Genomic DNA, 18,465 nt, shown 5'->3' on the forward strand with positions numbered 1-18,465 from the left:
ACACCTGGAAGCCCTCGGCATCCGCGGCGAGGACGTCTTCCTCAGCATCATCGAGAACAACCCGCAGGACTGGTCGTTCGGCTTCGGACGCGCCCAGTACATCGAGGGCGACCTCGCCGTCCCCGGCCAGTGACCGTGCGGCGTGGCGTTCCGTAGATCGGGCGGCATACGGGACGCCGCGCGCTCGTGTGCGGACGCGTTCATCCGCCAACGAAAAGTTCTCTCCGTGCGATGGCTCCCATCGCAACCAATCGTTGGATCTGAACGACCGGCAATCCTAGGGTCCCCCTGACGCCGCACCGCTCGTCCCACTCCGGGCCGGGCGGACGTGACAATGCCGCACCGGCGTCGGGAAGGATCGCCATGTCCGGCTCCCAGCTCCCGCAGACCCCGCCCGCGGAACTCCGCCGCATCATCACGGCGTCCAGCACGGGCACGCTCATCGAGTGGTACGACTTCTTCGTCTACGGCAGCCTCGCCGTCGTCTTCTCCGGCTTCTTCTTCCCTTCGGGCGAGTCGAGCCTCGGACTCCTGGTGAGCGTCGCCGCGTTCGGCACCGGGTTCGTCGTCCGCCCGCTCGGCGCGGTGTTCTTCGGGAGGCTCGGCGACCGCGTCGGCCGCAAGAAGACCTTCCTCGCCACGCTCGTCGTCATGGGCGCGGCGACCACCCTCATCGGCTGTCTGCCCAGGTACGACACGATCGGCACGGCGGCCCCCGTACTCCTCGTGCTGCTGCGGCTGGTCCAGGGCTTCGCGGTGGGCGGCGAGTACGGAGGCGCCGCCACCTACGTCGCCGAGCACGCGCCCGCGGACCGCAAGGGCACCTACACCAGCTTCCTCCAGACCACGGCCACCCTCGGACTGCTGCTGTCCATCGGGGTCGTCGTCGCCTGCCGGCTCCTGCTGGGCGAGGACGCGTTCACGGCGTGGGGCTGGCGGCTGCCCTTCCTGCTCTCCGCCGTCCTCGTACTGCTGTCCCTGCGCATGCGGCTCAAGCTCCACGAGTCACCGGTCTTCGTCCGCATGCAGGCGCAGGGCACCATCTCGCGGGCGCCCGTCCGTGAGGCGCTGGGCGATCCCCGGTCCCTGCGACTCGTCCTGCTCACCGTGTTCGGCCTGACCGCCGGACTGGGAGCCGTCTGGTACACGAGCCAGTTCTACGCCCTGTACTTCCTCCAGAGCGTGCTGAAGGTGGACTTCCTCACCACCAACGTCTGCATGGCGGTCGCCCTCGTGCTCGGCACCCCGTCCTACGTCGTCTTCGGCCGGCTCTCCGACCGGTACGGCAGGCAGCGCCTCCTCGTGACCGGCCTGGCCCTGTCCGCGGTGAGCTTCCTCCCGCTGTACGCGTGGATGCGGGAAGCCGTCTCGACCGGTTCCTGGGCCCAGGTGGTCATCGCGGTGACGCTCCAGATCGTGTTCAGCGCCATGGTCTACGCCCCGACGGCGGCCTATCTGACGGAGCTCTTCCCTCCCCGCATCCGCTACACCGGGCTGTCGGTCTCCTACCACCTCGGCGCGGGGGTCTTCGGCGGCTTCGTGCCGCTCATCGCCCTCTCGCTCACCGAGTCGACCGGCAACCAACTCGCGGGACTGGCCTACCCGATCGCCGTCGCCGCCGTGTCCACGCTGATCAGCGTGACGCTGCTGCGCGGGGGAGCGGAGAACCGGTTCGTCCGCGCGGTGTGGGACCGGATGGGCACGACCGAGCCGGCCGGCTCACGGGAACCCGCGCCCACGAAGTGATCCCCGCGTCTACGCGGCGGAGGCGCGGTGCCGGTCGTCGAGGACCCGCAGATTCGCGTTGAGCAGGACGCGGACGGCGGCCGCCGCCGACACGACGGCGAGAGAAGTCCACGACGGGTCTCCCGTCAGACCGACCAGCCCCGCGCCGAGCAGGAAGTCCGAGAGCAGCGCCACCGCCGGCCGGGTGCGCCGCAGCCGGACGACGACCAGGACCGCGGTCACCACTCCCACCGCCGCGATCACGAGAGCGATCTGCGCCAGGAACGCATTCACGACGACCAGGCCGAGGAGGCCGGATGGGTGCCCGTGGTCCCTTCGACCTCCCGGCGCTGTTCCTTGATCTCCTTGCCGAGGAAGTAGTTCAGCGCGGTCCGGATGGCCGCGATGGCGGCCAGCTGGCCGATCTGCGTGAACGTCGGGGCCACCGCCGTACGCAGAATGTCCCCGGCGAGCTGGAACTCGAGCCCCAGGGCGAGGAACCGGCCGAGACCGAGGCGCACCCGGTTGAAGTCCCCGGCCGCCGCCGACTTCCCCGTCCCGGAGCGGCGGGTGGCCCGGAGGCTTTCGGTGGCGAACCCGAGGAACGCGATGATCGCGCCCACGAAGATGACGACCGCCCCGGCGAACTCGACCAGGCGGGCCAGGATCTCGACCGTGTCGTGAAGCGTGGAATCCGGCAGAAACTCCCATGCCAGCATCTACGGTCTCGCTTTCTTCTCATGCACCGCCGGGTCCGAAAGAGCCCGGATGTACCGTATCCGCCCCATCGGTCCGAAGGGCTCAGCGCCGCCGCTGTGGCCGCGGATCGGCCGCGGGTATGCTCCAGCCACCCCGGGCCCCTGTGGAGGTCGATGTGGAAGTCTCCGACCTGCGGATATTCCTGGCCGTAGCGCGCACGAACGGCATCACGAAGGCGGCGCGGGAACTGCACACGGTGCAGTCCAACGTCAGCGCCCGCGTCCACGCCCTGGAGAAGGAGGTCGGCGCCCCGCTGTTCCGCAGGCACGCCCGTGGGGTCGCGCTGACCAATGCGGGCGAGCAGCTGCTGCCGTACGCCGAACGCATCAGCAGGCTCGTCGACGAGGCGCTCCATGTCATCGGTGACGAGAGCGACCCGTGCGGGCCGCTGCGGATCGGGGCGATGGAGACCACGGCGGGCATGCGGCTGCCCGGCGTCATGGCCGCCTTCACCGAGGACTGCCCCCGGGTGGACTTCTCCCTGGTCACCGGGCCCACGGACCAGCTGATCCGGGACGTCCTCGAATACCGTCTCGACGCGGCCCTGGTCGCGGGGCCGGTGCAGCGCCCCGACCTGGTCGAGACGTCGGTCTTCGTCGAGCACCTGGCGCTCGTCACCGCGCGCCGGGTGACCGACCTGGAGAGCGTGCTGCGCGACCCGAAGATCCTCGTCTTCCGGACGGGCTGTGCCTACCGCCGCCGGCTGGAGAGCATCCTCCAGGCGCGCGGCGCGGTCGGTGTGCGCTGTACGGAGCTGGGCACGGTGGAGGGCATCCTCGGCTGCGTCAGCGCGGGCATGGGCGTCAGCCTGCTGTCCTCGGTCACGATCGAGCAGTACGTCGGGCGGGACCAACTGCGCGTCCATGAGCTGTCGGAGGACGAGGCGCGGTGCGAGACGGTGTTCGTCCGTCGCGCCGACGTACCGCCGTCCGCCGCGCTGACGCGTTTCCTCACCCACGCGCGGACGGTCGACCAGGCTCCGCCCGTCCTGCGGATGGTCGGCGGCCACCGCTGAACGCACCGAGCGCGTGACGGACGGGTCCGGGGGTTGTCGAGGGTCGAGCGAGACAATAAGTTTGAGGTCAAACGAAATCCTGTGGCGGCCCCAGGCACGCCCGGAACGTGAGGACCTCGATGACGACGACCAGCCCGCCCCGCATGCTCCTCGTCCTGAGCGAGAACTGGACGCTGACCGGCGGACGGGCCGACCTGCCCGCCGCCGTCCGGTGGGCGCGGGAGGCCGAGGACGCCGGGTTCGACTCCGTCATGGTCAGCGAGCACATCGTGCTCGGCCCGGACGCCGCCGCCGACGGCATCATGGGCAACCCCCGCGACTACGCCCTCCCCGGCAACCAGGACCCGTACACCCCCTGGCCCAACTCCCTGCTCCTGCTGGCCTCCATCGCATCCGTCACCGAGCGCCTGCGCCTGGCCGCCGCCGCTGTCCTCGCCCCGCTGCGCCACCCCCTGCTGATGGCCAGGGAACTCGGCACCCTCGACCTGCTCAGCGGGGGACGGCTGCTCGTGCAGCCCACGGTCAGCTGGAGCGAGGACGAATACGCCGCGCTGGGCGTGCCGTTCAACAAGCGGGGCCGGTTGCTCGACGAGCATCTGGAGGTCTGGGCGAAGGCCTGGGGACCGTCCCCGATCTCCCACGACAGCGAGCACTACCCGTTCCGGGACGTCTACTTCGAGCCCAAGGCCCATCGCCCCGAGGGGCCCCGGCTGTGGTTCGGCGGCCGGCACCTCCACGGACCGCTCCTGCGCCGACTGGTGCAGTACGGCCACGGCTTCCATCCGCTGGGCCGCCCCACCCCGCAGGACATGCAGACGCTGAAGACCGCCCTGGCCGCCGAGGGGCGTGACATCGCCGAGCTGGAGATGATCGGCGGCACGCAGGCCGTCTTCCCCGACGACCACTCGCCGGCGGACCTGGGCGCGGCCCTCGCGTCGATCCCCGAGCAGCTGGAACAGGGCTTCACGACCTTCTGCATCAAGCCGAACCAGTTCATCGACGACCCTGACGGCATCGGGGAGTTCTGCCGCGACGTCGTACGACGGGTCGAGAGGCGCACCGCGTAGCCGGCCTTCCGCCGACCCGACGTGTACAGCGGGTTCGCGGTCGGCGATGGCTCCCATCACAAGCAATCGTTGGATCTGAAACCCGGGCGGACCTACTGTCCTCGTAACGCAGCACCGCCTGCCGGAAGTTCACGCGGACGGTGCCCGGACCGAGGGGACTTCGCCTTGCTGAACACCCGCCTCACCCAAGCCTTCGACATCGAGCACCCCGTCGTGCTCGCCCCCATGGACCTGGTGTCCGGAAGCCGACTGGCCACCGCCGTGGCCGCCGCGGGCGGCCTCGGCATGATCGGGGGCGGCTACGGCGACGAGGACTGGCTGGAGCGGGAACTCGCCGCGGCGCACGGCACCCGAGTGGGGTGCGGGTTCATCACCTGGAGCCTCGCCCGCCGCCCTCAACTGCTCGATGCCGCCCTGGAGTTCGAGCCCGCCGCGGTCATGCTCTCCTTCGGCGACCCGGCCCCCTTCGCCGGACGCGTGCGTGACGCCGGGGTGCCGCTTCTCTGCCAGGTGCACACACTCGACCAGGCTCGTCAGGCCCTCGACGTCGGGGCCGACGTGGTCGTCGCACAGGGCGGCGAGGCCGGCGGCCACGGGGTGGGATCGCGGTCGACCTTCACCCTCGTACCCGACATCGCCGACCTGATCGCGGCCCGCCGCCCCGAGACGCTCCTTGTCGCGGCGGGCGGTGTGGCCGACGGGCGCGGGCTCGCCGCGGCACTGGCGCTCGGCGCGGACGGCGTGCTCGTCGGCACCCGCTTCTGGGCGACCGAGGAGGCCGTCGTCTCCCCGCTCGCGCACACCCGTGCCGTCGAGGCGAGCGGTGACGACACCCTCCGCACGAGCGTCTACGACATCGTCCGCAGCCACCCGTGGCCGGCCGAGTACAACGGACGCCTGCTGCGCAACCGGTTCACCGATCGCTGGCACGGCCATGAGTCGGACCTGGCCGCTCGGATGCCGGAGGCCCTCGCGGAGTTCCACGCGGCCGTGGCGCAGCAGGACTTCGACACCGCGAACATGATCGTCGGCGAGGCGGTCGGACTGGTCCACGAGATCCTGCCCGCGGGGGACGTCGTCCGCCGCATGGTGCGTGAGGCGGCCGGCCGGCTCAGCCGCTGCGCCGCGAGCACCGTCGGTCTGGGCGTCTGAGCGTCCGTCGTGACGCGGCCGGCCCCGCGCCAAAGGGCCGCACCGCTGCCCCAAAGGGCTGATCGCGCGGGTCAGAGGGCGCGTTCGTAACTCGCCCAGGCGACATGCGACTCGTGCAGCGTGACCGTGATGCCCGACAGGCCCCGCGCGCCCTCGCCCAGCGCGCCGCTGTGCACCCGCTCCGCGAGCCGGTCGGCGATGACCTTCGCCAGGTACTCGGTCGAGGTGTTGACGCCCTTGAAATCGGGTTCGTCGTCGAGGTTGCGGAAGTTCAGGGCGGCCGCCACCGCGCCGAGTTCCTGGGTGGCCAGTCCGATGTCGACGACGATGTTGTCGTCGTCCAGCTGTTCGCGCCGGAACGTGGCGTCCACCAGGAACGTCGCTCCGTGCAGACGCTGCGCGGGGCCGAAGACCTCGCCGCGGAAGCTGTGGGCGATCATGATGTGATCGCGGACGGTGATGCTGAACAACGGACGACCCTCCGGGAGTTCATGTATGTAACCCGCGTGATCCTACGTGTACGGCAGCCACGGGCATGTGCCCGTCGCCGATGGACGCCCTCGCTCCCGTCCGAACTGCGGGTGAACTCCGTGGTGCCGGCGTGAAGTTATGTAGAGTTCAAGATCTTTCTCTTTCGCTGGGAGCCTGCCTCGTAACACGATGAGAGTGATCTCGGGGGCTTGATCACTCACCGCACCACACCGCCATGCGCATGCGTCGACCGGCATGCGCGGGGGAGGATTCCCGTCTTGTCTCAACAACACGCCGGCAAGGGCCGCCGCCTCGGCCGCAGAACCGCCTCATTGGTGTCATCGGCCCTGGCCGGTGGCCTCTTCCTGGCCTGCGCCTCGCCCGTCCAGGCGGCTCCGCAGGAGAAGGCATCGTCGCGCGACGCCCAGAAGACCACTTACTTGGTCCAGCTCGCCGACCGGCCTGTCGCCACCGACCCCGACACAGCGCCCGCGCGAGGCGAGCGACTCGACACCAGGACCGAAGCCGTACGTGACCACGTCCGTGACCTGAAGCGAGAACGCGACAAGGTCCTGGACGCCGTACCGGGGGTCAGGCCGCAGTACACCTACACCTACGTGCTGAACGGCTTCTCCGCCGAGCTGACCTCCCGACAGGCGGACACGATCGCCCGCACCCCGGGTGTCGTCTCGCTCACCCGCAACGTGGCGAGCCACCCTGCCGCCACGTCCGCGTCCACCGCCACCGCCGGTGCGCTCACGCCCCCTGATGTCGCCAGGTTCCTCGGGCTGAAGGATCGCAAGGGTCTCTACTCGAAGATGCCCGGCGGTCAGGCAGAAGCCGGGCAGAAGATGATCCTCGGTGTGATCGACACCGGGATCGACACGGGCAACCCGTCGCTGGCCGCCCTCCCGGAGCCGCGCCTCGACGCCGAGGTCATCGCCAAGAAGTGGAAGGGCAGCTGTGATCGCGGCGCTGACCCCGCCCATCTGGTCACCTGCAACAACAAGGTGATCGGCGCCCAGTACTTCAACAAGGGCGTCACCGAGCCGTCCGACACCGACTGGGCGTCGCCCATGGACTCCTCGTCCCACGGCACGCACACCGCGACCACCGCGGCCGGCGACTTCGACGTGCCTGTGAGTGTGCCCGACACGGGCATAGCCGGGCGTACGTCAGGACTCGCTCCCGCTGCCCGGATCGCGGCCTACAAGGTCTGCTGGAGCAGCGGCTGCTGGACCGTGGACATCGTCGCCGCCCTCGACAAGGCCGTGGCCGACGGAGTCGACGTCATCAACCTCTCCCTCGGCGGCAGCAACTCCGAGCCCGCGAACAGGCCGGAGTACATGGCCGAGTTCAACGCGGCCAAGGCGGGCGTCTTCATCTCCGCCGCGGTGGGCAACACCGGACCCGGTACAGCCTCCAACGGGGTCCCGTGGCTGACCACCGTCGGAGCCTCCAGCCACGATGTCGGATACCGCGCGACCGTCACGCTCGGCAACGGTACCTCGTACACAGGGGTCGGCGGCAGCGAATCCGCCCTGCCCTCCGCCCCGTTGACCGACGCGGCGAACGCCGCCAAGGCCGGGGTGGACAGCGGAAAGGCCGCGATGTGCATGCCGGGCACCCTGGAACCTGACGCGGTCAAGGGCGCGATCGTGGTCTGCGCCCGGGGAGGCGCACCCCGTCCGGCCAAGAGCGCCGAGGTGAAAGCGGCCGGCGGAGTCGGCATGGTGCTGTACAACACCAACTCCACCGACGAGCAGTCGGTCGACTCGCACACGGTGCCGAGCCTCCTGCTCGACAAGGCCGACGGTGAGGCCACCAAGGCGTACGCCGACGAAGCCGGTGCCACCGCCCGGCTGACCGCGGCGCGCTCCGGGCACCAGGAGGCCCCACAGATCCCCGGGTTCTCCTCCGGCGGGCCCGATCTGAACAGCAACGGCGACCTGCTGAAGCCCGACATCGCGGCCCCCGGCGTGGACATCGTCGCGGGCACCACTCCGGGCGGCGACGGCGGCACCTACACCGGACAGCAGGGCATCCTGTCGGGCACCTCCATGGCCGCCCCGCACATATCCGGCCTGGGACTGCTCCTGCGCCAGCTGCACCCCGACTGGTCACCCATGGAGGTCAAGTCGGCCCTGATGACCACCGCGACCACCAGGACGAACGAGGGCAGGCCCATCCGGCGCTCCGGCGGTATCACCGCCACCCCGCTCGACTACGGTGCCGGCCAGGTCGCCCCGAACACCGCCGACGACCCGGGCCTGGTCTACGACTCCACCTCCGACGACTGGACCGCGTACCTGTGCGCCATCGGCCAGCCCCCGGTGACCGGCGACGGCGGCGATGCCTGTGCGACAGCGAGGAGGACCGACCCGAGCGACCTCAACACCCCCACGATCTCAGTGGGCGACCTGGCGCGGCAGCAGACCGTCACCCGCACGGTGACCAACGTCGCCGACGAGACGGGCGTCTACACAGTCACCCTCCAGACACCGCCCGGCTACAAGGCGGCTGTCTCACCGAGGGCGCTGATCGTGCCGCCCGGCGCGAGTGCCACCTACAGGATCACCTTCACCCGCACCGACGCCGCCCCCGGAGACTGGAGGTTCGGCTCGGTCGGCTGGAGCGACAAGCACCACAACGTGCTCAGCGCTGTGGCTCTGCGTGCCGCGCAGGGCGAGGCAGGAAGGCCGTGACTCGGTAGGGGCACGGTCGATCTGCAGAACCACGGCTCCATGATCCGCTGCCCGTGGCGCCGCGGGGCGGGTGGCCCGGGATGGGGCACCCCCCCCGCGGCGATCGGTAGGCGACCGGCTGTCCCTTGAGGGACGAACATCCGCTATGAGCCGGCTGCAGGCGTCCGTACAGCCTCAGGCATGGGGGTCGACGGGGTCGACCAACGCAGAACGGCGCACAGCGCCCCGGACTCGGCGTGCTCCAGTCGCACTGTTTCGCAGCCGTCGCCGGACTGGACCGCGGTCCTCATGGCGTCGCCGAGGAACGACTGCTGCCTGAACCACGCCTCGAGGCGAGGGAGGCCGTCGGTGCCGGTCTTCTCGTCCGCGAGGGCGTTCTCGGCCCGCTCCACATAGGCCGAGAAGGTCACGTGCTGGTTGAGATCGGTCTCGCGCGACGACCACCGGAATCGATGGTCCGTCACGGACTCCTCCAGTGCGCTCGGACGTACGGGCACGGGCGGGAGCTCGGTGGACTGCTCGTCGGGTGTGAACCCCGGCGCCGGCTCGTCGAGCAGTGCCCCGCGATCGGCCCGGAACCACAGCCAGTGATGCCGTGCCTGGGCCAGAAGCAGTCCGGCGTCGTCGACGACCGAGGAGGTGTCGATGCCTCCGTAGCGGCGTGAGTGGCCTCCCCTGTCCATGGTGTAACCCAGTTGCCGTTCGTAGTGCAGCGCGAGGACACCGTCGGACATCGGTCGGTGGAGTGCTCGGGTGAGATCGAAGTAGGACACGATGGAGTGGATGCCGTGGACGGCCGAGTACTCGGCGCGCGAGCCCTCGGGCCAGATGCCTCTCGGTGCATTCGCGTGTCCCTGAGCCATGACTCGCATGACGGACGTCCACTTGAAGGTTCGGTGCTGGTCGAGATCCTCGAACGCGACGCGGTCACGCGTGTTCCAGTCCGCCATGACCGTGAGTCCTCCGTACTACGCCCGTCACAGGCATCGGTTCCATTGACTGCAGTAAATGATCACATAAGGCGAAGATGGCTGATGCAGTGGTACATGGCAGTGCAGCCGCAAGGCCCTCTTGTGTCTGTTCTCTGCGGCCGACGCGTCGGAGTCCGCATCGGCAGTGCGCTCCGTATCGCCGGCTCGCCCGTCCCGGCCGACGGACTCCGTCGGCCGGGAACAGCCCGGATACGCTGATGTCCCGGATGCCGCGCAGTGGCGTGAGTCGGCGTGCGGTGAGGGGACGGCCGGCACGGAGGGAAGTGATGGGCCATGGTCGACGGTGCGTCGCGTGGAGCCGGCCGGAGACCGCGTGTCGACCGGGCCCCGGCAGAAGGCGCGAAGCCCGTGCTCAGCCGGCGCCGTGAGCTCGGTGAGGTGAGCGCGCGGTCGCTGCTGATGACCATGCTGGGCGAGTACGTGCTGCCGAAGGGCCGGCCGGTGTGGACCTCGGCGCTGCTGGAGGCCCTGGCGATGTTCGGTGTCGAGGAGAAGTCGGCCCGCCAGTCGCTCGCCCGTACCGCGGCGGAGGGCTGGCTGGTCTCGGAGCGGGAGGGCCGCCGGGTGCGGTGGGCGCTCACCCCGCCGGGGCGGCGGCTGCTGACCGAGGGCGCCCAGCGCATCTACGACTTCGGCACCGGCGAGGGCACCTGGGACGGCACCTGGCTGGTGGTCCTGGTGTCGGTCCCGGAGACCAAGCGGGACCTGCGCCACAAGGTGCGCACCCGGCTCACCTGGGCGGGCTTCGGCTCGCCGGAACCCGGTGTGTGGATCACGCCCCGCGCGGACCGCGAGGCGGAGGCGATGGGCGTCCTGAAAGAACTCGGGCTCGCCGACGACGCGATGTCCTTCACCGCGACCTACGGCGCGATGGGCAGCGAGGCGGCCATGGTGTCCCGGGCCTGGGACCTCAGCGAGGTCGAGTACCGCTACGAGGTGTTCATCGACGAGTTCACCGGCCTGCGCCCGGCCGACGACGACGCCGTTCTGCACGCCCAGACCATGCTCGTGCACGAATGGCGCCGCTTCCCCTTCCTCGACCCGCGCCTCCCGCACAAGCTCCTGCCGGCGAACTGGAGCGGGGCCAAGGCGGTCGCCCTCTTCCACCGCAGACACGCCGAGTGGAACACGGCCGCACTGCGCCGCTGGCAGCACCTCTCGGCGGCGCACGGAGGCGAGTGAAACCTGCGCGGCACGGGGAGCCACCGCTGCCCGCCGTGGTCAGCCGGCCGGCGGGACCCGCGCGTCCTCCCCGACCAGCGGTGGGCGGCCGGTGGGCAGGGGCGGCGACGGCTCCGCCCAGGAGCCGTCGCGGACCAGGGCGCGCAGGACGTTGCGGCGGATCTTGCCCGTGGGCGTCCTCGGCAGTTCGGGCAGCGCGACCACCCCGCGCGGGCGCTTGAAGGCGGCCAGCTCCTCCCGGCACCAGGCGACCAGCGCGCCGGGATCGACCGCACGGCCGGGCCTGGCCACCACGCAGGCGACCGGCTTGTCCAGGCCGTCGGCGTCGGGCGCGCCCACCACGGCCGCCTCGGCCACGTCCGGGTGGGCCAGCAGCCGCTCCTCCACCTCGGCGGGGGAGACCCAGATACCGCCGGCCTTGAGCAGGTCGTCGGTACGGCCCATGCACGTGTAGGTGCCGTCGGCGTTGCGGACGTAGGTGTCGCCGGTGCGCATCCAGTCGCCGAGGAAGACCTGCCGGGTGGTCCCGGCCCGGCACCAGTAGCCGGTGGCGGCGGACTCGCCGCGGACGTACAGCTCGCCCGGTGCGCCGACCCCCTCCACCAACCCGCCCTCCGCGTCGCGCAGTTCCACGGCGTACCCCGGAACGGGCTCGCCGGAGGAGCCCGGGTGGACCCGGCCCGCGCGGTTGGAGACGAAGACGTGCAGCATCTCGGTGGACCCGATCCCGTCGAGCACCTCCACCCCGAACCGCCGCAGCACCTCGTGGTACATCCGCGCCGGCAGCGCCTCTCCCGCCGACACACCCAGTCGTACGGTGCCGAAGGCGTCGTCCGGGATGCCGGCGCCGGCGAGGAGCGGACCGTAGAAGCTGGGAGTGCCGAACAGGACCGTCGCCCGGTCGCCGGCCGCTCGCTCGGCGAACAGCGCCGGGGACGGTCTGGCGGGCTCCAGCAGGGCCGTGCCGCCCGCGGCCAGCGGGAAGAACATGGAGTTGCCGATGCCGTACGCGAAGAAGAGCTTGGCGACCGACAGACAGCGGTCCTCGGGGCCGATGCCGAGCACCTGGCGCCCGTAGTTCTCGGCGACGACCTTGATGTCGACGTGCCGGTGCATGGCAGCCTTGGGGGTGCCCGTGGTGCCCGAGGTGTAGAGCCACAGGGCGGGGGAGTCCGGCCAGGTGGCGTACGGGCTGTCGTCCGCGCCCGCGTCGAGCAGCTCCGGCCAGCTCAAGCCCGTTACCCGGAAAGGGAGTTGCGGACCGCCGCCCCCGGTGAGGACGGCGTGCTCGACCTCCGGCGCCTTCTGGAGCGCCGCACCGACGACCGGGGCGAACTCCGCTGAACCCAGCACGACCCGGCTCCGGGAGTCCGCGATCAGCGTGCCCAGTTCACCCCCGGTGAGCATGGTCGAGGCGGGCACGGCGACGGCGCCGATGCGGAACGCGGCCAGGATGCCGGTGAACAGCTCCACGTCGTCGGCCATGCACATCAGGACGCGCTCCTCGGGGCGCACCCCGAGGGCCGTCGGCCCGGCCGCCACCCGGCGGACCTCGTCGGACAGTTCCCGGTACGTCAGCGACCGGGTCGGGGTGACGAGAGCGGTGCGGGAGCCGTTGCCCTCCCGCAGATGCCGGTCGACCAGGTGGTCCGTCGCGTTGAACACCTCGGGCATCCCGCTCACCTCACACCAGGCGGACGTACTCGTAGTCGAACGGCTTGCCGTTGATGCCGTTGGTCGGCGGCGCGACCCACTGGGCGATCCTGCCGCGCTCGTAGACCGGCTGCATCAACGACCGGACGAACGCGAGGTCCTCGGCGGTGGGCAGCCAGTGGCTGCGGCCGAGCTCCCAGGTCCACTCGTCGACGATCGTGCCGTCGGGGGTGACACGGCGGCCCGCGGCGAGGCCGACGTGCCGGTTGAAGCCCGGGTGCGGCAGCCGCAGCCGGAAGTCGATCCCGTGCTCCTCCAGGATCCGGTTCCAGCGCTTGAGGCCGGTCTCGCAGTCCGCGATGTACTCGTCGCGCAGATCCAGGTTGAGGGCGAGCAGCGTGGAGACCTCCTCCTGGGACCAGGTGCCGTCGGCGTCCGGCCGGTCCAGGAAGGCGCTGTCGTCGGTGAGCCGGTGGTCGTCCTTGCGGCGCTCCTCCTGCCAGCGGCCCTTGAGCCCCGCCGTGTAGTAGTTCGCCGCGTTGGTGGAGGTCTCGCTGCCGAACAGGTCGAGGGAGACCGTGTAGTGGAAGTTGATGTACTTCTGGATGATGTCGAGCGGGATGCCACCGCAGGCGGCGATGTCCATCGTGTCGTGCTCGCGCACCAGTTGGGCGCTGCGGGTCACCACCCGGTCGACGCCGGTGGTGCCGACCATCATGTGGTGCGCCTCCTCCTTCAGCATGAACGAACAGGTCCGCGACAGCGGGTCGAAGGCGCTCTCCTTCAGCGAGCCGAGCTGGTACTTGCCGTCCCGGTCGGTGAAGTACGTGAACATGTAGAAGGCCAGCCAGTCGGCGGTCTCCTCGTTGAACGCCCCCAGGATGCGCGGCGAGTCCGGGCTGCCGGAGTTGCGCACGAGCAGCGCCTCGGCCTCCGTACGGCCCTCCCGGCCGAAGTAGGCGTGCAGCAGATAGACCATCGCCCACAGATGGCGCCCCTCCTCGACGTTGACCTGGAAGAGGTTGCGCAGGTCGTACAGGCTCGGCGCGCTCAGCCCGAGCATCCGCTGCTGCTCGACGGAGGCCGGCTCGGTATCGCCCTGGACCACGATCAGCCGTTGCAGGTCGGCGCGGTACTCGCCCGGCACCTGCTGCCAGACCGGTTCGCCCATGTGCTCCCCGAAGGCGATACGGCGGTCGGGGGTGGGCTCGGCCAGGAAGATGCCCCAGCGGTAGTCGGGCACCCGGACATGACCGAAGTGCGCCCAGCCGTCCCGCCCGACCGAGGTCGCGGTGCGCAGATAGACGCCGTGGTTCTCCAGGGTCGGGCCCATCTCGCCCCACCAGTCGAGGAACTTGGGCTGCCAGCCCTCCAGCGCGCGCTGGAGGCGGCGGTCGTCGGCGAGGGCGACGTTGTTGGGGATGCGGGAGTCGTAGTCGATGTTCGCGGGCATCGAGATCACACTCGCTTCCGGTCGTAGACCGGCTTGCGGCCGGTGCCGTAGCGGCGCAACGCGCCTTCGGGTCCGGACGCGCCCGGCCGGGTGAATATCCAGTTCTGCCAGGCGCTGAGCCGCCCGAAGATCTTGGTCTCCAGGGTCTCCGGGCCGACGAAACGGTGGTTGGCCTCCATCCCGGTGAGCGCGTCCGGGCTGAGCGCCGCCCTGCTCTCCAGGACGATGCGGATCTCGTCCTCCCAGTCGAGGTCGTCGGGCGCGTCGGTGACGAGACCCAACTCGCGGGCCTGGGCGGGGTTCAACGGGCGTCCGGTCTCGCGGCGCAGCCAGTCGAGGTGGTCGTCCCGGAGGTAGAAGCGGGACTGGAGCCGGGTGAGCCCGTTTCCCATGGGGAAGGAGCCGAAGTTCGCTTCGGAGAGCGTGAGATGGGCGCGCTCGTCGCTGTCCGGGTCCTCGACGGGCGGGCCGTCCAGCATGTACTGGAGGTCGCAGGCCAGCGCCAGCTCCAGCAGCGGCCCGGCGAAGCAACTGCCCGGCTCGATCAGGGCGATGAGACTGCGGCTGGTGACGTCGAGCCGCTTCAGGGTGCGCTTGTAGTAGTGCAGGATCTCGTTCGCGAGCCAGTCGTCCGCGCTCAGGAGAGCCTGCTCCTCGGCCAGGACGCGCGCCGGGTCGCCCTCGGTGCGCAGGACCCACGTGCCGAGTTCGGGCTCGTTGGTGCGCAGCCGCAGGATCAGGTCGTCGAGTTCGCGGGTGAGGGTGAGCAGCCAGTTCTCCTCGTCGCCCGGCCCCCGTACGGTGATCCGGACGAGGCCGAGCGGACGGTCGTACTCGGCGCGCACGTATCGGTAGTCGACGGCTTCCTCGCTTATCTCCCTTTCCAGCGGCGCGAGTTGAACGCCTCGTACCCCCGCCGGACGCGGACTGCGCGCCGCCGCCTCCCGGGCCCGCTGCTCGACCACGGCACGGAAGTCCCGGCGCGGCACCACCTCGTCCACCAGCCCCCAGTCCACCGCCGTCTTGCCGCGCACGCCGTCGCTGCGGGTGGCGAACAGGTCGGCCAGGTCCCTGCGGACCCGGCGCTTGTCGGTGACCCGGGTCAGGCCGCCGGTGCCGGGCAGCACGCCGAGGAGCGAGACCTCGGGCAGCGCCACCGCCGAGGAGTTGTCGTCGATCAGCAGGATGCGGTCGCAGGCCAGCGCGAGTTCGTAACCGCCGCCCGCACAGGTGCCGTTGACCGCGGCGATGAAGGTCAGCCCCGAGTGCGCGGAGGCGTCCTCCATGCTGTTGCGGGTCTCGTTGGTGAACTTGCAGAAGTTCACCTTCCAGTCGTGCGAGGAGGACGCCAGCATGCGGATGTTGGCGCCGGCGCAGAACACCTTCTCCTTGGCGCTGGTCACGACCACCGACCGGACCTCGGGGTGCTCGAACCGCAGCCGCTGGAGCGCGTCGTACAACTCGATGTCCACGCCCAGGTCATAGGAGTTGAGCTTCAGCTCGTACCCGGGGACCAGCCCGCCCCGCTCGTCGACGTCCAGCTCCAGCCATGCCACCGGGCCGTCGGTGCTCAGCTTCCAGTGCCGGTAGTGCTCCGGGCTCCGGTCGAACGTCACCACCATGACGAGCGCCTCCTCGCGCCGGCGTGGATGCCGTCGAGAAGAGCTTCTACAGAACTACGGATGCTCGTCAAGGTTCTGTAGAGTATTGACTCGGACTCACCAGAACTGCCGCAGGTTGAAGCTCCGCAGGGAGACATGGCTCGCGGGTTCGCTCGAGCTCCTGGCGTAGAGCAGGGGCATCGCGGCCCCGGCCGAGCCGTAGGCCGCGTTCCACGCGAGCCACTGGTACTTGTCCCAGCCCCGTTCCATGCCGATCCCCACGCTGTCGTTGCGCAGGGTGGTCAGTGCCAGGCGGTGGTGGAAGGCGACGTCGTAGCGCGCCCGGACCTCCAGCGGCTGTCGCTGATGACGGTCGAACCAGTGCAGCGCGGACACACCGCGCTCGCTCGGGTGCTCCGAGTTCTTGTGCACGGTGAGCAGGTGGTCGAGGTCGAGCGGTGCGTCACGCAGGAAACGCGCCATCTTCCGCTTCGCCTCCTCGACGGCGCGGTCGAGCGTCCCGCCGCGCTCCCACTGCGGTACGGCGGGCACACCGGACCCGTCCGGGCCGAACAGCTCCTCCATGTCGCGTTCGACGAGGTCGCTGAAGGGGTCGAGCGGCGAGAAGCGGAACGCCGTCTCCGAGAGGGAGTCGTGCCGCGCCAGCACCGCCCGTAAGTCGGCCGCGTGCCGATCGAGGACGCGGAGGACGTGTTCCACCCTTCCCGCGCTCGCGTAGTGCTCGAAGACAAGGGAGTTCACCGTTCCGGCCGCCCGGTCGGTGGCTGTCTGCTGAGAGACCGTGACGGTACGTCTCCTCGCGAGCGAGTTGTCCATCAGGGCACCGACGAAGGCCACCATGCGGTGTGCGGCCGCCCGGTTGATGTGCTCGGGAAGGACCGGATCGGCCACGCCGGCCCGGTGTGCGCACAGGCCGATCTCCACGTCGAGGGCGGGCCTGTCCTCCAGCAGGGTCGACAGGAAGCGCGCGCCGTCGAGGCAGCGGTTCGACTCGGGGTTGAACGACTCGCTCCGTCGGCTGAAGCGGAATCCGGCGATGACCGTGGCGACCAGTGCCAGCATGCGCGGCACGGTGAGAGACCGGCGCGCGGTCCTGGGAAGCCGGTCGAGGACCTCCCTCGCCTTGATGATCTCCTGCCGTGCGGCCACCTGACCGCTGAAGGCGTAGATCGTCGCGGCGATGGCCGCCTCCCACCGGCGGGGCTTCGCGAGCGCCAGGGGATGGATTCCCGCGATCTCCTGCGGGGCGGGAACGCTCACTTCGACGGACTCGGCGGCGCTGCGGACTCCGCACAGCGCCGAGATCTCCCGTACGTCGATCCGCGCGCCGTTGTGCCGGCTCAGCGCCTGTGATCGCGAGTAGTCCCAGAACGTGATCTCGTCAGCCATCGCCTTGTGCCCTCCGGTCGTGTTCGGTCTCTTCGCGTCGTCGTCCCGGGTGGCCGTTGCCGACGGCGCTCAGCATCGCCGTGGCCGCCCCCGCGCCGACGGCCAGCAGAACCCACGGCCACCAGGGGCCCAGGGACAACGCCCGCGTCAGGATCAGCGGGGCGATCGCCGAGCCGACGCCCCAGGACAGCTGGTGCAGGCCCAGATGGCGCCCCGGACCGTCCTCGGGGGCCATCCGGACGGCCACCGCGTCACTGGTCGGGCCGTGCATCAGCTCCGCCGCCGTGAACACCAGCACCGCGAGAGCGAGCAGCGGCAGCACCGCGCCCCCCGGCATCCCGCTCACCGCGCCGAACAGCACGGCAGCAGCCGACCACAGCACGGCGGCCGACCGAAGGACGACCAGGTGGTCGTGGCGCTCCACGCGTCGCACGACCAGGGTCTGACCGGCCGTCACCAGCAGGGTGTTCAGCGCGAACACCGCCCCGACGACCCAGGAGGGCTGGTGCAGTTGGCGTACGACGTAGAGCGGCACCAGCACCGGAAGGGCCACGCAGACGAGCACCAGCAGGGTGTTGGCCGCCACCATGGTGACGTACGCGCGGTCGGGACGGCGCGCGGCCGGACGGGACCCCGGCGCTGCCCGGGGCGGACCGGGTGCCGCGGGGGCGGGGAGCAGTGCGATCAGGACCGCGGCGATGACATAACTGACCGCGTTGCCCGCCATGACCAGCCGCAGCCCGGTCGTACCGGACCCGGCAAGGACGCCCGCCGCCAGGCCGCCGACGGCCAGCCCGATATTGCGCAGGGCGCGTTCGAGGCCGTACCAGCGCAGCAGCTCCCCGGGTTGGCAACGGCGGGCCAGGAAAGCTCGGTTGGCCGGCCAGAAGAGGTTGTCGCCCAGCGCCGCGAGGGTGGCCAGGACCAGTACGGCCGGTGTCGAGCCGACGGCCAGGTAGCCGAGGAACGCGGTCGCCCGCAGTGCGTGCGCGCACTGGACGAGCCGGCCCGGGCCCCACCGGTCGAGCAGCGGCCCGGACAGCGGCCCCGCCGCCAGCGCGACGAGTCCGGCCACCGTCAGGACGGTTCCGGCGGTGGCCGCCGGCATGTGGTCCCGTGAGATCAGGTAGAGCAGCAGGAAGGGCACCGCCAGGCCGCTGCCCGTGCTGTCGATCACCACGGCGGCGAGCAGCAGGCGTTGCCCGCGCAGCCGGGGCAGACCGAGTGCCGTGCTCAGCCTTCCGGATCGCGAGGGCGCCGACGGCGCCGTGCTCATCGCG

16 protein-coding genes are annotated in these 18,465 nt (G+C 70.7%); 7 read left to right on the top strand and 9 right to left on the bottom strand.

Features of this window, described 5'->3' with window-relative positions; translation table 11 throughout:
• The first annotated feature begins 4 nt into the window (after positions 1-4).
• Entirely contained in the window at positions 5-133 is a 129-nt protein-coding gene (locus tag G3I78_RS30485) for a tautomerase family protein (protein ID WP_239158148.1), read from the top strand.
• A gap of 230 nt (positions 134-363) precedes the next feature.
• Positions 364-1,746, top strand: a complete 1,383-nt coding sequence (locus G3I78_RS30490) for an MFS transporter (RefSeq protein ID WP_164430386.1) — start codon at positions 364-366, stop codon at positions 1,744-1,746.
• A 9-nt stretch (positions 1,747-1,755) separates the two neighbouring features.
• Here the strand turns inward: G3I78_RS30490 and G3I78_RS30495 are convergent, their stop codons facing one another.
• Together G3I78_RS30495 and G3I78_RS30500 are read right to left on the bottom strand one after the other, a co-directional pair.
• Complete coding sequence (locus G3I78_RS30495; RefSeq protein ID WP_164430388.1) at positions 1,756-2,019, bottom strand: hypothetical protein; 264 nt, start codon at positions 2,017-2,019, stop codon at positions 1,756-1,758.
• Positions 2,016-2,444 (bottom strand): DUF1622 domain-containing protein, encoded by a 429-nt coding sequence (locus G3I78_RS30500; RefSeq protein ID WP_164430390.1) that lies wholly within the window; start codon positions 2,442-2,444, stop codon positions 2,016-2,018. Before G3I78_RS30500 ends, G3I78_RS30495 begins: the two co-directional genes overlap by 4 nt.
• Positions 2,445-2,599: 155 nt before the next feature.
• Here G3I78_RS30500 and G3I78_RS30505 point away from each other — a divergent pair, with 155 nt between their 5' ends.
• The 3 genes from G3I78_RS30505 (at position 2,600) to G3I78_RS30515 (ending at position 5,718) form a co-directional block, all read left to right on the top strand.
• Entirely contained in the window at positions 2,600-3,499 is a 900-nt protein-coding gene (locus G3I78_RS30505; RefSeq protein ID WP_164430392.1) for a LysR substrate-binding domain-containing protein, read from the top strand.
• Between the two features lie 119 nt (positions 3,500-3,618).
• Positions 3,619-4,566: an LLM class flavin-dependent oxidoreductase gene (locus tag G3I78_RS30510; RefSeq protein ID WP_164430394.1), complete on the top strand. Its 948-nt coding sequence runs from the start codon at positions 3,619-3,621 to the stop codon at positions 4,564-4,566.
• A 165-nt stretch (positions 4,567-4,731) separates the two neighbouring features.
• Entirely contained in the window at positions 4,732-5,718 is a 987-nt protein-coding gene (locus G3I78_RS30515) for a nitronate monooxygenase (RefSeq protein ID WP_164430397.1), read from the top strand.
• A gap of 71 nt (positions 5,719-5,789) precedes the next feature.
• Here G3I78_RS30515 and G3I78_RS30520 read toward each other — a convergent pair whose 3' ends face one another.
• Entirely contained in the window at positions 5,790-6,188 is a 399-nt protein-coding gene (locus G3I78_RS30520; RefSeq protein WP_164430399.1) for a 6-carboxytetrahydropterin synthase, read from the bottom strand.
• A 279-nt stretch (positions 6,189-6,467) separates the two neighbouring features.
• On the opposite strand from G3I78_RS30520, the gene G3I78_RS30525 reads away from it, so the two are divergent.
• Positions 6,468-8,894: a S8 family serine peptidase gene (locus G3I78_RS30525; protein ID WP_203615761.1), complete on the top strand. Its 2,427-nt coding sequence runs from the start codon at positions 6,468-6,470 to the stop codon at positions 8,892-8,894.
• Between the two features lie 143 nt (positions 8,895-9,037).
• Here G3I78_RS30525 and G3I78_RS30530 read toward each other — a convergent pair whose 3' ends face one another.
• Positions 9,038-9,844 (bottom strand): hypothetical protein, encoded by an 807-nt coding sequence (locus tag G3I78_RS30530; protein ID WP_164430401.1) that lies wholly within the window; start codon positions 9,842-9,844, stop codon positions 9,038-9,040.
• Between the two features lie 390 nt (positions 9,845-10,234).
• Here G3I78_RS30530 and G3I78_RS30535 point away from each other — a divergent pair, with 390 nt between their 5' ends.
• A complete protein-coding gene (locus G3I78_RS30535; protein ID WP_343243884.1) occupies positions 10,235-11,068 on the top strand; it encodes a PaaX family transcriptional regulator C-terminal domain-containing protein in 834 nt (277 codons plus the stop codon).
• Positions 11,069-11,107: 39 nt separating this feature from the next.
• Here the strand turns inward: G3I78_RS30535 and G3I78_RS30540 are convergent, their stop codons facing one another.
• The 5 genes from G3I78_RS30540 to G3I78_RS30560 all read right to left on the bottom strand — a co-directional run bounded on the left by G3I78_RS30540 (position 11,108) and on the right by G3I78_RS30560 (position 18,461).
• On the bottom strand, positions 11,108-12,742 hold the full coding sequence (locus G3I78_RS30540) for a benzoate-CoA ligase family protein (protein WP_164430406.1): 1,635 nt from the start codon (positions 12,740-12,742) through the stop codon (positions 11,108-11,110).
• 10 nt (positions 12,743-12,752) lie between these two features.
• Positions 12,753-14,174 carry a benzoyl-CoA 2,3-epoxidase subunit BoxB gene (boxB, locus tag G3I78_RS30545; RefSeq protein WP_164430408.1) on the bottom strand — a complete coding sequence of 474 codons (1,422 nt, stop codon included), beginning with the start codon at positions 14,172-14,174 and terminating at the stop codon, positions 12,753-12,755.
• 5 nt (positions 14,175-14,179) lie between these two features.
• Entirely contained in the window at positions 14,180-15,796 is a 1,617-nt protein-coding gene (boxC, locus tag G3I78_RS30550; protein WP_164430410.1) for a 2,3-epoxybenzoyl-CoA dihydrolase, read from the bottom strand.
• A gap of 96 nt (positions 15,797-15,892) precedes the next feature.
• Positions 15,893-17,185, bottom strand: coding sequence for a hypothetical protein (locus tag G3I78_RS30555; protein ID WP_164430411.1), 1,293 nt, complete (start codon positions 17,183-17,185; stop codon positions 15,893-15,895).
• On the bottom strand, positions 17,178-18,461 hold the full coding sequence (locus tag G3I78_RS30560; protein WP_164430412.1) for an MFS transporter: 1,284 nt from the start codon (positions 18,459-18,461) through the stop codon (positions 17,178-17,180). The genes G3I78_RS30555 and G3I78_RS30560 overlap by 8 nt, the downstream gene beginning before the upstream one ends.
• Positions 18,462-18,465 lie beyond the last annotated feature (4 nt).

The sequence above is a fragment of the Streptomyces sp. SID13726 genome (assembly GCF_010548375.1).
Lineage (GTDB): Bacteria > Actinomycetota > Actinomycetes > Streptomycetales > Streptomycetaceae > Streptomyces.

Excerpts from the sequence above, each read along its gene's own strand:
- G3I78_RS30540 (WP_164430406.1), bottom strand. The coding sequence starts at position 12,742 with ATGCCCGAGGTGTTCAACGCGACGGACCACCTGGTCGACCGGCATCTG.
- G3I78_RS30530 (WP_164430401.1), bottom strand. The coding sequence starts at position 9,844 with ATGGCGGACTGGAACACGCGTGACCGCGTCGCGTTCGAGGATCTCGAC.
- G3I78_RS30555 (WP_164430411.1), bottom strand. The coding sequence starts at position 17,185 with ATGGCTGACGAGATCACGTTCTGGGACTACTCGCGATCACAGGCGCTG.
- boxC (WP_164430410.1), bottom strand. The coding sequence starts at position 15,796 with ATGGTGGTGACGTTCGACCGGAGCCCGGAGCACTACCGGCACTGGAAG.
- G3I78_RS30500 (WP_164430390.1), bottom strand. The coding sequence starts at position 2,444 with ATGCTGGCATGGGAGTTTCTGCCGGATTCCACGCTTCACGACACGGTC.
- G3I78_RS30490 (WP_164430386.1), top strand. The coding sequence starts at position 364 with ATGTCCGGCTCCCAGCTCCCGCAGACCCCGCCCGCGGAACTCCGCCGC.
- G3I78_RS30510 (WP_164430394.1), top strand. The coding sequence starts at position 3,619 with ATGACGACGACCAGCCCGCCCCGCATGCTCCTCGTCCTGAGCGAGAAC.
- boxB (WP_164430408.1), bottom strand. The coding sequence starts at position 14,174 with ATGCCCGCGAACATCGACTACGACTCCCGCATCCCCAACAACGTCGCC.
- G3I78_RS30560 (WP_164430412.1), bottom strand. The coding sequence starts at position 18,461 with ATGAGCACGGCGCCGTCGGCGCCCTCGCGATCCGGAAGGCTGAGCACG.